Here is a 13,343-nt window from a genome sequence, read left to right as displayed (position 1 = left end):
GCCCGGATGGGTCGGCGGCAGCAGTGACAAGCTGTCATCCAGCCTTTCTCGGCCTCCCGCCCTTCCTCCCATTTTCGCGCGACGCCCGCGCCTTCGCGCTTGACGTCGCCTGCCCTGCCCGCGCCGCCATCCATCGCGCGGTGCCGAACACGCCGTTCATCAGGCCGGGCACAGTATAGTCGACGTCCAGCGTCTCCCAGTGCAGCCCGAAGCCCGCGCCCTGCACCTCGACTTCGGCAAGCTGCTCGGGCGTGGCGTCCTGCAGGAATTCGACCAGCGCGGGCGGGAAGGCAAAGGTCGCGCCGCTCGTCAGATCGACGATGATGCGGTCCGTTTCGGCGTCATAGCGCGCCGCGACTGCGCGCGGTTCGGCGTCCAGTTTTGCCTTGCCGCGCTGCCTGGCGGCGGGGGCTTGCGCATCGGACCAGTGGGTATCGGCGGTCACGTCATTCACTCCCGTGTATCTCTTGCCAGCGCTGATGAAAGTCGGCGCTGTGGCGTTCGATGATGTCCATCGCGCGCCTGCGGTCATTGGTCTTCATGGCGATGCTATAGTCCATCACCGGACGCCCTTCTGGGCCGAACAGAAAGACCTTCATCTCGCCGTCCTGACCGATCACATGGACATGCGGCGGATCGTGGTCGTCGACATAGATCACGAAACGCATTCCGGCTTCTCGATGGACGACGACCATGGACGATATGGATAACCCAACAAGCTGGGTTTTTCAATATAGCCAACCCCCTTCCCCGCCGCAGAACCTTGCGCTAAGGGCTTGGCCGACTTATCGGTTGATGCATCGGCCCGCCGGTTCCGCGCACAAAAAAATGGTCGCGCGCGTCCCCATCCGGCCTGTCGGTGACGAACCGCCTGAGATCGGGCACCGCTCCGGTGCCGTGGGACATATAACTGGAAGGGACTCCACATGACCGCTGTTGGACAGGACACGCTCGGCACCCGGGCGACGATGGAAGTGGGCGGACGCACCATCGCCTATTATTCGCTGGCCAAGGCGGCGGAAAAGCTGGGCGATATCTCGCGCCTGCCGTTCAGCATGAAGGTGCTGCTCGAGAACATGCTGCGCTTCGAGGACGGCGGCTTCACCGTCTCGACCGCCGACGCGCAGGCAATCGTCGACTGGCAGAAGAACCCCTCGTCCGACGCGGAAATCCAGTATCGCCCCGCGCGCGTGCTGCTGCAGGATTTCACCGGCGTGCCCTGCGTCGTCGACCTCGCCGCGATGCGCGATGCCATCGCCAAGCTCGGCGGCGATACCAGCAAGATCAACCCGCTGGTCCCCGTGCACCTCGTCATCGACCACTCGGTGATGGTCGACGAATTCGGTCATCCCAAGGCGTTCGAGCAGAATGTGGAAATCGAATATTACCGCAATGGCGAGCGCTACGATTTCCTGAAATGGGGATCGAAGAGCCTCGACAATTTCAAGGCGGTCCCTCCCGGCACCGGCATCTGCCACCAGGTGAACCTGGAAAATATCGCGCAGGCGGTGTGGACCAGCACCGATGAGAGCGGCGCGATCGTCGCCTATCCCGATACCTGTGTCGGAACCGACAGCCACACCACGATGATCAACGGCCTGGGCGTGCTCGGCTGGGGCGTGGGCGGGATCGAGGCGGAAGCCGCGATGCTCGGCCAGCCGGTCTCGATGCTGATCCCCGAAGTCGTCGGCTTCAAGCTGACCGGACAGCTGCGCGAAGGCGTCACCGCCACCGACCTCGTGCTCACCTGCACGAACATGCTGCGCAAGCATGGCGTGGTCGGCCGTTTCGTCGAATATTACGGCCCGGGCCTCGCCTCGCTGAGCCTCGCCGATCGTGCGACGCTGGCCAATATGGCGCCGGAATATGGCGCGACCTGCGGTTTCTTCGGCATCGACGACAAGACCATCGATTACATGCGCCTGACCGGCCGCGACGAGGAGCTGCTGGCGCTGGTCGAGGCCTATGCCAAGGCGCAGGGCTTCTGGATCGAACCCGATGCGGTGGACCCGGTGTTCACCAGCACGCTCGAGCTCGACATGTCGACCGTCGTCCCCTCGCTCGCCGGCCCCAAGCGTCCGCAGGACCGCGTCGACCTCACGCAAGTCGACGATGTCTTCGCCAAGGACATGGCGGAAACCTACAAGAAGGCGAACCAGCGCGTTCCGGTCGAAGGCAAGGATTTCGACATCGGCGATGGCGACGTGATGATCGCCGCGATCACCAGCTGCACCAACACCTCGAACCCCGGCGTGCTCGTCGCGGCGGGTCTCGTCGCCAAGAAGGCCGATGAGCTGGGCCTCAAGCCCAAGCCCTGGGTCAAGACCTCGCTCGCACCGGGATCGCAGGTGGTCACCGACTATCTCGTCAAGGCCGGGCTGCAGCAGCATCTCGACAATGTCGGCTTCAACCTGGTCGGCTATGGCTGCACCACCTGTATCGGCAATTCGGGTCCGCTCGCCGAGCCGATCAGCAAGGCGATCAACGACAATGGCCTGGTCGCCGCTGCCGTCATCTCGGGCAACCGCAATTTCGAGGGCCGCGTCTCGCCCGACGTGCGCGCGAACTTCCTGGCCAGCCCGCCGCTGGTCGTCGCCTATGCGCTCAAGGGCACGGTGATCGAGGATTTCACCACCACCCCGATCGGCACCGGCAAGGACGGCCAGAATGTGTTCCTCAAGGACATCTGGCCGACCAATCTCGAAGTCGCCGACACCATGGCATCGTGCATGGACCGCTCGATGTTCCAGGCGCGCTATGCCAATGTCTACAAGGGTGACGAGCACTGGCAGGCGATCAATGTCGAAGGATCGGAAACCTATAGCTGGCGCGCCGGTTCAACCTATGTCGCCAACCCCCCCTATTTCGAGGGCATGAGCATGACGCCCGCGCCGGTGGGCGACATCATCGAGGCCAAGCCGCTCGCGATCCTGGGCGATTCGATCACCACCGACCACATCTCGCCCGCCGGATCGATCAAGGCGGATTCGCCTGCGGGCAAGTGGCTGATGGAGCATCAGGTCGCCAAGGCCGATTTCAACAGCTATGGCGCGCGTCGCGGCCATCACGAGGTGATGATGCGCGGCACCTTCGCCAATATCCGCATCAAGAACGAGATGGTCCCGGGGATCGAAGGCGGCATGAGCCGCTATGGCCAGGAAGTGATGCCGATCTATGACGCCGCGATGCGCCACAAGGCCGATGGCACGCCGCTGGTCGTGATCGCGGGCAAGGAATATGGCACCGGATCGTCGCGCGACTGGGCGGCCAAGGGCACCAACCTCTTGGGCGTCAAGGCGGTGATCGTCGAGAGTTTCGAGCGTATCCACCGTTCGAACCTCGTCGGCATGGGCGTGCTGCCGCTGCAGTTCCAGAACGGCGATACCCGCCAGTCGCTGGGCCTGACCGGTGACGATACGTTCACGATCCGGGGCATTGCCGATCTCAAGCCGCGCCAGCAGGTGACGGTCGAAGTGACCCGCGCCGATGGCTCGACCTTCAGCTTCGAGGCTTTGTGCCGCATCGATACCGCCAACGAGATCGAGTATTTCATGAACGGCGGCATCCTCCACTACGTGCTGCGCAAGCTCGCGGCATGATCCGGTTCGTGTCCAGGGCCATGGTTGCGCTCGCCAGCGCGGCGATGGCCCTTGGCGCGGCCCCGATGGCGGGCGCCCAGGCGCCCGCCCGTCAGGCGAGGCTGGCTACCGATCCGCAAGAGGCCGGTCTCACCTGTTTCTATGCGGCGGTGGTGACCGGCGGCGGCAAGACCGAGGCTGTGGCCGAGGCAAGCTGGTTCCTGTTCGACCTGACCCGCCAGCAGACGGAAGGCGCGCCCGAGACGTTCGCCGAGAAGCTCGAGGCGACGGCGAGCCTGCCCCCGCCCAATCTCGATACGCTCGCCGCCGATGCGCAGACGCTGCTGCCGCAATGCGCCAGCCGCTATCCGCTGATCAGCTCGAAGCGCGTCGTCACCCTGCCCTCAGACCCGTTCACGCGCGAGATGCAGTGCTTTGCGCTGACCAGCTATCTCGCCGGCATGGCCGAAAGCGAGCTCGAGGATTCGGGCGAAAGCCCGTTCGGCAAGCGCGTCGGTGCGCTGGCAGACAGGCTCGCGGCGCAACTGACCGAAGAGCGCGCCAAGGCCGCCGGCATTGCGGATGAGGCGGGGATGATCCGCCAGTTCTCGCTGGCGCTGCGCGATGTCAGCCCGCTCGGCAACCCGATGAAGGTGCTCGAAGCCTGCGAGGCGATGAAGTGACCGGCGCGGCTCGCTCTGCCCGCCAGCAGAGGAGCCGCTGATGCCGCGTCTGCGCCAGGTCCCGCGCGACGAGGCGGACGATTATGTGCGCAAGCTTTATACCGCTTTGTTCGGGGATCGCGATCCCGTAGATCAGCCCGGCACCGCCACGGGCACGCCGGGCAACTGGTGGACCGTCTTCGCGCTCGTCCCCGATGCCTTCCGCCACACCACCGAGGGCTTCGGTTTCTACCGCTCCGACAAGCGCAAACTCGATCCTGTCCTGCGCGAACTCGGTCAGACGCGCGCGGGCTATGCGGTGGGATCGCGCTTCGTCTATTCGCAGCACATGAAGGCGGCGCGCTTTGCCGGGCTCAGCGAGGAGCAGGTCCAGGCGATCGCGCACTGGCAGGTCGCCGATTGCTTCACACCCGTGCAACGCGCGGTCCTGGCCTATGCCGACGCACTGGTGCTGCAGCATGGCCGCGTGCCCGATGGCGTGTTCGCCGCCTTGAAGGCGGAGCTCTCCGACGAGGAAATTCTGGAGCTCACCTATGTCACCGCGACCTATATCATGCATGCCGTGATGAGCCGCGCGCTGCGGCTGGAATATGACGATGTCGACGATCCCGTGACCGAGGTGCCCGCGCCCGAAGGCGCCACCGCCGATGTCATGGGCATGGTCGACCGGCGGAAACGGGACTGAGATGAGCTATCACCACCTCGCCATGGCGGCGCGCGACATGGCCGCGATCCACGATTTCTACGAACGGATCACCGGGTTCGAGCTGGTCAAGGTCGAGATCTCGCCGATGATGGGCGGCGGCTGGGGCAAGCATTTCTTCTACCGCATGGACGGCGACGACAGCAGCTTCATCGCCTTCTGGGAACTGAACGAGGTGCCGAATGCCGAGCGCCATGAGTTCAACCTCAACAAGGCCGCGCACATGCCGCCGGGCACCAACCATTTCGCCTTTGCGGTGCACAGCGCCGAAGAGCTCGACGCGCGGCGCGACCAGTGGAATGCGGCCGGGCTCGACGTGCTCGAGATCGATCACAACTGGTGCCGCTCGATTTATACCCGCGACCCCAATGGCAATATGGTCGAATTCTGCCTGACCACAGGCAGCTTTACCGAGGCGGATCGGGCGCGGGCGCTCGCGGCGCTGGGCGAACGCGAGATGAACCCGTCGCCGCCGCCCGCATCGATGCGGCAATGGCTGGCCAAGGACCGGGCGCAGGCGGAAACCCAAAGCACCTGAAGCTGCCCGCGCGCGCTTGACTTTCCACAGGCCTCCCCTTATGCGCCCAGCTTTCGCGGGGACGGCTTGGCCGGTTTCTGCAGCGAATCATTTGAACCCGTAATTTTCAGGAGTGCCGCATGAAGCGCACATTTCAGCCCAGCAATCTCGTGCGCGCGCGTCGCCATGGTTTCCGTTCGCGCATGGCGACCCCGGGTGGCCGCGCCGTGCTGCGTGCACGCCGTGCCCGTGGCCGCAAGCGCCTGAGCGCCTGATCGGGCCGCCGCCCGTGATTGCGGGCGCGCACGACAGCACCAAATTCGACAGCACGGGCGCTCCGGAAGGCTCCGGGGCGCCCGTTGTCATGCGGCTGCGGTCCGATTTTCTCGCCGCCAATGGCGGCCTGCGTGTCGGTACGCCGGGCTTCGTGTTGCTGGTCAAGCCGCGCGCGGACGAGAGCCCGCAGGCGCGGATCGGCTATACCGTCACCAAGAAGACCGGCAATGCGGTAGTGCGCAACCGGATCAAGCGGCGCTTCCGCGAACTGGCGCGCGCGCTGCTGCCCGAACACGGGATCGCGGGCGCAGACCATGTGCTGATCGGGCGCAACGAGGCGCTGACCCGCGATTTTGCCGCGATGAAGGCCGATCTCGAGCGCGCTCTCGCCCGGGTGCGCGAAGGCAAGGCGAGCTCGGACCGCCGTCCGCCGCGTGCCAAGCCGCGCAGGCGCTGATGCTGCGCCGGTCGTCTGGCCTTGCATGTCCGTCTAACGCCGCTGGCATGTTCGGCGCGCTTCGGGTGAGGGCAGGGGGCATGGAGCCACAATGCGCCAGATCCTGATCCTGATCGCCCGCGCCTGGCAGCTCGGTCCCTCGCGCGTGCTGCCGCCCAGCTGCCGTTACAGCCCCAGTTGCTCGCAATATGCCATCGAGGCGCTGACGAAATACGGTGCGATTAAGGGTGGCTGGCTGGCGATGAAGCGGCTATTGCGCTGTCACCCATGGGGCGGGCACGGCCATGATCCAGTGCCCTGACAGCATCGCGCCCCCTTATGAATTGCCGGAAGAAGGTTTGAAGCGTGGAGAATCAGCGTAACGTCATCCTGGCCATCGGTTTGATGGCTCTGGTACTGTTCGGATGGCCCTATGCGCTGGAATTCTTCTATCCAGCGCGCCCGGCGACGATCGAGGATGCGGTCGAAGCGCCGCGCCCCGGCCTCAAGAACGCCGACGCCGTGCCCGATACCGGCACCGCGCCCAAGGTGATCCGCGAGCGCAAGGCGGTGATCGCCAGCTCGGCGCGCATTCCCATCGACGCGCCGCGCGTCGCCGGATCGATCAACCTCACCGGTGCGCGGCTCGACGATCTGGTGCTCAAGGATTATCGCGAGAAGCTCGACAAGAATTCGGACCTTGTCCACCTGTTCTCGCCGGCGGGTACCGAAGACCAGTATTTCGCGCAGTTCGGCTGGATCGGCGAGGGTGTCGTCACCCCGACCAGCCAGACCGTCTGGACGGCCAATGGCAGCAAGCTGACGCAGAAGACGCCGGTGACGCTGAGCTGGACCAATCCTGCGGGCCAGCGGTTCGAGATCACCTATGCCATCGACGCCAATTACCTGATCACCGTCACCCAGCGCTTCATCAACAGCGGCACCGCGCCTGCGATCGTGCGTCCGCTGGGGCTGATCAACCGCACCAGCGCCAATGCCGATCCCAGCACCTGGACGGTGCGCAACGGGCCGCTCGGCGTGTTCGACGATGTTGCCGATTTCGACGTCCACTATGACGATCTCGACGAAAACCCGAAAAAGCTGGTCGAATATAACGGCAATATCGACTGGCTCGGCTTTACCGACCATTACTGGCTCTCGGCGCTGATCCCCGCACCCGATACCAAGGGCAAGATGGCGGGCAATTTCCGTGCATTGGGCGGCAAGCTCTACCAGTCCGAGCTGCTGTTCGACACCACCGTCGTCGCGCCGGGCAAGCAGATCCAGACCAAATCGATGCTGTTTGCCGGGGCGAAGGAAACCGAGCTGCTCGACGATTATGTCGATGCCAAGGGGATCAAGCTGCTCGACCGCGCGGTCGACTGGGGCTGGTTCATCTGGTTCGAAAAGCCGATCTTCAAGCTGCTCAACTGGCTGTTCGAACAGGTCGGCAATTTCGGCGTGGCGATCATCCTTTTGACCATCATCATCCGCGGCCTGATGTTCCCGATCGCGCAAAAGCAATTCGCCTCGATGGCGGCGATGCGCGCGGTGCAGCCCAAGATGAAGGCGCTGCAGGAACGCTACAAGGACGACAAGCAGAAGCTGCAAACCGAGATGATGGAGCTGTACCGCAAGGAAAAGGTCAATCCGCTTGCCGGATGTCTGCCCATGTTCCTGCAGATCCCGGTCTTCTTTGCGCTGTACAAGGTGCTGCTGCTGGCGATCGAGATGCGCCACCAGCCGTTCGCGCTGTGGATCAAGGACCTGTCCGCGCCCGATCCGCTCACCCCGGTCAACCTGTTCGGGCTGCTGCCCTTCGATCCGCCGAGCATGATCGCCATCGGCGTCCTGCCGATCATCCTGGGTGTTACCATGTGGCTGCAGTTCAAGCTCAATCCCGCGCCGATGGACCCGGTCCAGCAGCAGGTCTTCGGAATCATGCCCTGGGTGCTGATGTTCGTGATGGCGCCGTTCGCCGCCGGTTTGCAATTGTACTGGGCGATGTCGAACGTGCTCACCATCGCGCAGCAGAAATGGCTGTACAGTCGCCATCCGCAATTGAAGGAGCTGGCGGCCAAGGAAGCGGCAGAGAAGGCGGCGAAGGCCGACGGCAAGGGCAAGGCGTGACCGACGAAGCCCAACCCATCATCCACCCGCTGCTTCAGGAAGCGAACCGGCTGTTCTCGGGATCGGTCACCTTCCTCAAGTCCGCGCCCTCGCTCGAATTCCTGCCGCCGCCCACCGTGCCGGAAATCGCGTTTGCCGGCCGGTCGAATGTCGGCAAGTCCTCGCTGCTTAACGCGCTGGTGGGCCGGCGCGCGATCGCGCGCACCTCGGTGACGCCGGGGCGCACGCAGGAATTGAACTTCTTCGATATCGGCGATCCGCCGCGCTTTCGCGTGGTCGACATGCCCGGCTATGGCTTTGCCAAGGCGCCCAAGGATGTCGTCAAGAAATGGCGCTTCCTGATCAACGACTATCTGCGCGGCCGCGCGGCGCTCAAGCGCACTTTGGTGCTGATCGACAGCCGTCATGGCGTGAAGCCGGTCGATCTCGATGTCATGAAGATGCTCGATGAGGCCGCTGTGAGCTATCGCCTCGTGCTGACCAAGGCGGACAAGATCAAGGCGAGCGAACTCGAGCGCATCGCCGATCTCACCCGTGCCGAAGCGCGCAAGCATCCCGCGGCCTTTCCCGATGTCATCATCACCTCGTCCGAAAAGCGCATGGGGATTGACGATCTGCGCGGCTTTGTGATGGACAGCATCAGCGAGTAACCTTCTCGCAGACCATCTCCGTTTCGTGGCCCTTGCCGGGAAACAGGTCAGACATACAGCCGATCGATTGGGGCAGATATGAAGCTGTACATTGGCAACAAGAACTATTCGAGCTGGTCGCTGCGCGGCTGGCTGGCGTGCAAGCAATCGGGGCTGCCGTTCGAGGAAGTGGTCGTGCCGCTTTACGACGAGGCCTGGCCCGAGCGGCGGCAGGCGCCCGAATTCCAGCCCTCTGCCGGCAAGGTGCCGGTGCTGTGGGACGGCGAGGCGGTGGTGTGGGATTCGCTCGCCATTATCGACTGGCTGGCAGACAGGACCCATCGCGATCGTTTCTGGCCGAAGGACCCCGTAGCCGCTGCGCTTGCCCGTTCGATGGCGGCGGAAATGCACGCCGGCTTCCTGCCGCTGCGGCGCGAATGCGGCATGAACATGCGCCGGACCTACGACGATTTCAGCGTCAGCCCCGAAGTGCATCAGGACGTGATGCGCATATTGTCGCTCTGGGCCGAGGCACGCGCGCGCTTCGGGCGCGGCGGGCCGTTCCTGTTCGGCAGTTTCAGCGCGGCGGACATCATGTTCGCCCCTGTCATCACCCGCTTCCAGACCTATGGCATCACCCTGCCGGGCTTCGCCCAGGCCTATAGCGAGGCGATCCTGGGCCATGAATGGATGCTCGATTGGGCCGAGGCCGCAAAATCCGAGCCGTGGGTGATCGAACGGTTCGAGCGCTGAGTCTTCAGCCGCCGCCGCGCAGGATGGCGGCGAGCCCGGCCTCGTAATCGGGATAGGCGAGCTTCCACCCGAGCATCCGCTTCGCCTTGCCGTTCGCGACTCTGCGGTTCTCGGCATAAAAGCCCAGCGCCATCGGCGAGAGGTTCGCCTGCTCGAGCGATTGCAGCGCCGGCAGCGGCGCGCCCAGCAACCGGCACGCCGCCTCGATCACCCGGTTCTGCGAGCAGGGCAGGTCGTCGGCAAGATTGTACACGCCCGCAGGCCCGTCAAACGAGGCGATGACGCCGCCTGCAATATCCTCGACATGCACCCGGCTGAACACCTGGCCCGGCATGGCGATACGCTTTGCGCTGCCATCGCGCACCCGGTCGAGCGCGCTGCGGCCCGGGCCATAGATGCCGGGCAGGCGGAGCACGCGGACGCGCGTATCAAGCGCCTGCCAGACCAGGTCCGCCTCGGTGCGCGCATTGCGCCGTCCGGTGCCGACGACGGACGTTTCATCCACCCACGCCCCGCCCGCATCGCCATAGACGCCGGTCGAGGAGAGATAGCCGATCCAGCGCGCGGGGGAGGCGCGCAGGATGTCGGCATAGTGCGTCAGCACCGGATCGAGCCCGGTCGCGCGGTCGGGCGGCACGCTGGACAGGATGTGCGTGGCTTCGGCGAGGGCGGCTTGCACCGAGGCAGAATCGGCAAAATCCACGTCGCCCGCGCGCCCGGTCCCGCGCACCTGCCAGCCCTGAGCGCGCAGCTTTGCCGCAAGGTGCGAGGCCGAATAACCCATGCCGAAGATGAAGAGATGGCTCATGCGGGCGAACCTAATCAACTCCCGTCCACAGGCAACCGTTCTCCGGCGAAAGCCGGAGTCCAGTGGCGAGATAGTGTTGTATCCGCTCTGGATTCCGGCGTTCGCCGGAAAACGGCGTGACGCGGCCGGACACGCGCACTAGTCTCTCGCCCCATGGCCGATATCCAGACCGCAACCGCCAGCCCGGCGCTCCACGAACCTCCGGTGATCTACCGCGCCGATTATCAGCCGCCCGACTGGCGCGTCGAGACGGTGGCGCTGGAATTCGATCTCGATCTCTCGGCGACCGAGGTCCACGCGACGCTTGCCATCGTGCGAAACGGCGATCATGACCGCCCCGTTCGGTTCGATTGCGACGGCGCGCTGCCGCGATCCCTCGCCGTCGATGGCCAGTCGGTGAACTGGCGGACCGAGGGCAGCGCCATCGCCTTCGACTTGGCAAGCGAACGCGCCACCGTCACGCTCACCACGCGCATCGCGCCCGATACCAACACCCAGCTGATGGGCCTGTTCGCCTCGAACGGCATGCTGTGCACCCAGTGCGAGGCCGAAGGCTTCCGCCGGGTCATCCCGTTCATCGACCGGCCCGACAACATGGCGGTCTACGAGGTGCTGCTGCGCGCGGACAAGCAACGCTTCCCCGTCCTGCTCTCCAACGGCGCGCTGGTCGAATCGGGCGATCTGGACGGTGGGCGGCACTTTGCCCGCTGGCGCGATCCGCACCCCAAGCCGAGCTATCTGTTCGCTTTGGTCGCGGGCGATCTGGTGGCGACGCGCGACCATTTTGTCACGAAGAGCGGCAAGGATGTCGATCTCGCCATCTTCGTGCGCGCAGGCGACGAGGGGCGCACCGCGCACGCAATGCAGGCGCTGAAAGCCTCGATGGCCTGGGACGAGCGCGTCTATGGCCTCGAATATGACCTGCCGGTGTTCAACATCGTCGCGGTCAGCGATTTCAACATGGGGGCAATGGAGAACAAGGGCCTCAACATCTTCAATTCGCGCTATATTCTCGCCGATCCCGATACCGCGACCGACTATGACTATGACGCAATCGAGGGCGTGGTCGCGCACGAATATTTCCACAACTGGTCGGGCAACCGGGTCACCTGCCGCGACTGGTTCCAGCTGAGCCTGAAAGAGGGCTTCACCGTCTATCGCGACCAGTGCTTTTCCGCCGATATGGGTTCAGAAGCGGTCAAGCGGATCGAGGACGTGCGGATGCTGCGCGCGAGCCAGTTCCCCGAGGATGCTGGGCCGCTGGCGCACCCGATCCGCCCCGACAGCTATATGGAGATCAGCAACTTCTACACCTCCACCGTCTACAACAAGGGCGCCGAGGTGATCCGCATGATGGCGACCATGGCGGGACCCGAGCGCTTCCGCGCGGGCTGCGACCTCTATTTTACGCGGCATGACGGCGAGGCGGTGACCTGCGAGGACTTCGTCCGGGCGATGGAGGAGGGCGCCGGGCTCGACTTGAGCCAGTTCCGCCGCTGGTACGAACAAGCGGGCACGCCGCAGGTTCAGGCGCGGCTCGAGCATGATGCGGCGACCGGCACCGCGACGCTGCACCTCCGCCAGAATTTCGCCTCCACGCCCGGCCAGCCAGTCAAGCCGCTTATGCCGATCCCCTTGCGCACCGCATTGATCGACCGCGACATGAAGGCGCATCGCGGCGAGATGCTGTTGATGCTGACCGAGGCCGAGCAGGCGCTGACTTTTACCGGCTATGCGCGCGCGCCGGTGCTGTCGATCAACCGCGGCTTTTCCGCGCCGGTGAATCTCGATGTCGCGCGCGCAAGCGGCGACCTGCCGTTTCTGGTGCGCCACGATGACGATCCGTTCGCGCGCTACGAGGCGCTGCAGCAGCTCGTCATCGACCGGCTGATTGCGGATATCGCCGCTCTGGACGGCCCCGGCGGCGCGCTGGGCCACGCGGTCTCGCTCGACGAGATCATCGCGGTGTTCGGCGATCTGGTCAGCGACCAGCGGCTCGACGATTCGATGCGCGCCGAGATCCTCAGCCTGCCGACCGAGGCGTTCCTCGGCGAACAGATGCTGGTGGTGCGGCCCGAGGCGATCCATGCGGCGCGCAAGAGCCTGCGCAAGGCGATCGGAGCGCGGCTGCTGAACCAATGGCGGATCGTGCACGAGCGCGCGAGTGCGGTGCCCTATTCGCTGAGCCGCGAGGCGAGGGGGGCACGCAAGATCAAGTCGCTGGCGCTCGGTTACATCGCTTCGTCAGAAGCCGGCGACGCTGCGGCGCTTGCGTTCGATCAGTTCGCGCGCGCCGACAACATGACCGACCGCCAGGGCGCGCTATCGGTGCTCGCCAGCATGCAGGCGGACGAACGCGAGACCGCGCTCGACAGCTTTTACAACCGCTATCAGGGCAACGCGCTGGTCATCGACAAATGGTTCTCGCTGCAGACCGGATCGGCGCATCCGAAGGTGTACGAGCAGATGCTCGAGCTTATCCGGCACAAGGATTTCACGCTGACCAACCCCAACAGGGTGCGCGCGCTCTACTGGCCGTTCGTCTCCAACCAGCCGGTTTTCCATCACGAAAGCGGGCGCGGCTATGATCTGCTGACCGATCTGGTCTTGAGGCTCGATCCGCTCAACCCGCAGACCACCGCGCGCTTCATCGCGCCGCTGGGTCGCTGGCGGCGGTTCGACGAGGCGCGCGCTGGCATGATGCGCGGATGCCTCGAGCGGATCCTGGCGCAGCCGGGACTGTCGAAGGATGTGACCGAACAGGTGGTGAAGAGTCTGGAATAGCCATTCCTTCTCCCTTGAAGGGAGAAGGATACTGAGCCTTGCCAGC

14 protein-coding genes are annotated in these 13,343 nt (G+C 64.8%); 11 read left to right on the top strand and 3 right to left on the bottom strand.

The window, feature by feature from the left end; translation table 11 throughout:
- Positions 1-34: 34 nt before the first annotated feature.
- Together AX725_RS18505 and AX725_RS18500 are read right to left on the bottom strand one after the other, a co-directional pair.
- On the bottom strand, positions 35-445 hold the full coding sequence (locus AX725_RS18505; RefSeq protein WP_060977430.1) for a DUF2442 domain-containing protein: 411 nt from the start codon (positions 443-445) through the stop codon (positions 35-37).
- Position 446: 1 nt separating this feature from the next.
- Positions 447-668: a DUF4160 domain-containing protein gene (locus AX725_RS18500; protein ID WP_208597823.1), complete on the bottom strand. Its 222-nt coding sequence runs from the start codon at positions 666-668 to the stop codon at positions 447-449.
- Positions 669-926: 258 nt separating this feature from the next.
- Here AX725_RS18500 and acnA point away from each other — a divergent pair, with 258 nt between their 5' ends.
- The 10 genes from acnA (at position 927) to AX725_RS18450 (ending at position 9,705) form a co-directional block, all read left to right on the top strand.
- Positions 927-3,599: an aconitate hydratase AcnA gene (gene acnA / locus AX725_RS18495; RefSeq protein WP_060977428.1), complete on the top strand. Its 2,673-nt coding sequence runs from the start codon at positions 927-929 to the stop codon at positions 3,597-3,599.
- Positions 3,596-4,261 (top strand): hypothetical protein, encoded by a 666-nt coding sequence (locus tag AX725_RS18490; RefSeq protein WP_066114605.1) that lies wholly within the window; start codon positions 3,596-3,598, stop codon positions 4,259-4,261. The genes acnA and AX725_RS18490 overlap by 4 nt, the downstream gene beginning before the upstream one ends.
- A 40-nt stretch (positions 4,262-4,301) precedes the next feature.
- Complete coding sequence (locus tag AX725_RS18485) at positions 4,302-4,946, top strand: carboxymuconolactone decarboxylase family protein (RefSeq protein ID WP_060977426.1); 645 nt, start codon at positions 4,302-4,304, stop codon at positions 4,944-4,946.
- Between the two features lies 1 nt (position 4,947).
- The gene (locus tag AX725_RS18480) at positions 4,948-5,502 is read left to right on the top strand and encodes a VOC family protein (protein WP_060977425.1); all 555 of its coding nucleotides are present in this window, start codon (positions 4,948-4,950) and stop codon (positions 5,500-5,502) included.
- Between the two features lie 119 nt (positions 5,503-5,621).
- Positions 5,622-5,756, top strand: coding sequence for a 50S ribosomal protein L34 (gene rpmH, locus AX725_RS18475; protein WP_060977424.1), 135 nt, complete (start codon positions 5,622-5,624; stop codon positions 5,754-5,756).
- Positions 5,757-5,845: 89 nt separating this feature from the next.
- A complete protein-coding gene (gene rnpA, locus AX725_RS18470; RefSeq protein WP_060977449.1) occupies positions 5,846-6,214 on the top strand; it encodes a ribonuclease P protein component in 369 nt (122 codons plus the stop codon).
- 91 nt (positions 6,215-6,305) lie between these two features.
- On the top strand, positions 6,306-6,515 hold the full coding sequence (gene yidD / locus AX725_RS18465; RefSeq protein ID WP_060977423.1) for a membrane protein insertion efficiency factor YidD: 210 nt from the start codon (positions 6,306-6,308) through the stop codon (positions 6,513-6,515).
- Positions 6,516-6,559: 44 nt separating this feature from the next.
- Positions 6,560-8,323 (top strand): membrane protein insertase YidC, encoded by a 1,764-nt coding sequence (gene yidC, locus AX725_RS18460; protein WP_060977422.1) that lies wholly within the window; start codon positions 6,560-6,562, stop codon positions 8,321-8,323.
- Positions 8,320-8,973: a ribosome biogenesis GTP-binding protein YihA/YsxC gene (gene yihA / locus AX725_RS18455; protein ID WP_082730767.1), complete on the top strand. Its 654-nt coding sequence runs from the start codon at positions 8,320-8,322 to the stop codon at positions 8,971-8,973. Before yidC ends, yihA begins: the two co-directional genes overlap by 4 nt.
- Positions 8,974-9,051: 78 nt before the next feature.
- Positions 9,052-9,705, top strand: coding sequence for a glutathione S-transferase family protein (locus tag AX725_RS18450; RefSeq protein WP_060977421.1), 654 nt, complete (start codon positions 9,052-9,054; stop codon positions 9,703-9,705).
- Positions 9,706-9,709: 4 nt separating this feature from the next.
- On the opposite strand, the gene AX725_RS18445 is transcribed toward AX725_RS18450, so the two are convergent.
- Positions 9,710-10,513, bottom strand: a complete 804-nt coding sequence (locus AX725_RS18445) for a Rossmann-fold NAD(P)-binding domain-containing protein (protein ID WP_060977420.1) — start codon at positions 10,511-10,513, stop codon at positions 9,710-9,712.
- 153 nt (positions 10,514-10,666) lie between these two features.
- Here AX725_RS18445 and pepN point away from each other — a divergent pair, with 153 nt between their 5' ends.
- Positions 10,667-13,297 (top strand): aminopeptidase N, encoded by a 2,631-nt coding sequence (gene pepN / locus AX725_RS18440; protein ID WP_060977419.1) that lies wholly within the window; start codon positions 10,667-10,669, stop codon positions 13,295-13,297.
- The last annotated feature ends 46 nt before the right edge of the window (positions 13,298-13,343 follow it).

The sequence above is a fragment of the Blastomonas sp. CCH9-A1 genome (genome assembly GCF_001557175.1).
Lineage (GTDB): Bacteria > Pseudomonadota > Alphaproteobacteria > Sphingomonadales > Sphingomonadaceae > Blastomonas > Blastomonas delafieldii_A.
The sequence above is the reverse complement of the archived record's forward strand: the minus strand, read 5'-3'. Positions and strand labels throughout refer to the sequence as shown.

Coding starts and splice junctions, on each gene's coding strand:
- AX725_RS18500 (WP_208597823.1), bottom strand. CDS start 668: ATGCGTTTCGTGATCTATGTCGACGACCACGATCCGCCGCATGTCCAT.
- acnA (WP_060977428.1), top strand. CDS start 927: ATGACCGCTGTTGGACAGGACACGCTCGGCACCCGGGCGACGATGGAA.
- AX725_RS18490 (WP_066114605.1), top strand. CDS start 3,596: ATGATCCGGTTCGTGTCCAGGGCCATGGTTGCGCTCGCCAGCGCGGCG.
- AX725_RS18485 (WP_060977426.1), top strand. CDS start 4,302: ATGCCGCGTCTGCGCCAGGTCCCGCGCGACGAGGCGGACGATTATGTG.
- AX725_RS18480 (WP_060977425.1), top strand. CDS start 4,948: ATGAGCTATCACCACCTCGCCATGGCGGCGCGCGACATGGCCGCGATC.
- rpmH (WP_060977424.1), top strand. CDS start 5,622: ATGAAGCGCACATTTCAGCCCAGCAATCTCGTGCGCGCGCGTCGCCAT.
- rnpA (WP_060977449.1), top strand. CDS start 5,846: ATGCGGCTGCGGTCCGATTTTCTCGCCGCCAATGGCGGCCTGCGTGTC.
- yidD (WP_060977423.1), top strand. CDS start 6,306: ATGCGCCAGATCCTGATCCTGATCGCCCGCGCCTGGCAGCTCGGTCCC.
- AX725_RS18450 (WP_060977421.1), top strand. CDS start 9,052: ATGAAGCTGTACATTGGCAACAAGAACTATTCGAGCTGGTCGCTGCGC.
- AX725_RS18445 (WP_060977420.1), bottom strand. CDS start 10,513: ATGAGCCATCTCTTCATCTTCGGCATGGGTTATTCGGCCTCGCACCTT.
- pepN (WP_060977419.1), top strand. CDS start 10,667: ATGGCCGATATCCAGACCGCAACCGCCAGCCCGGCGCTCCACGAACCT.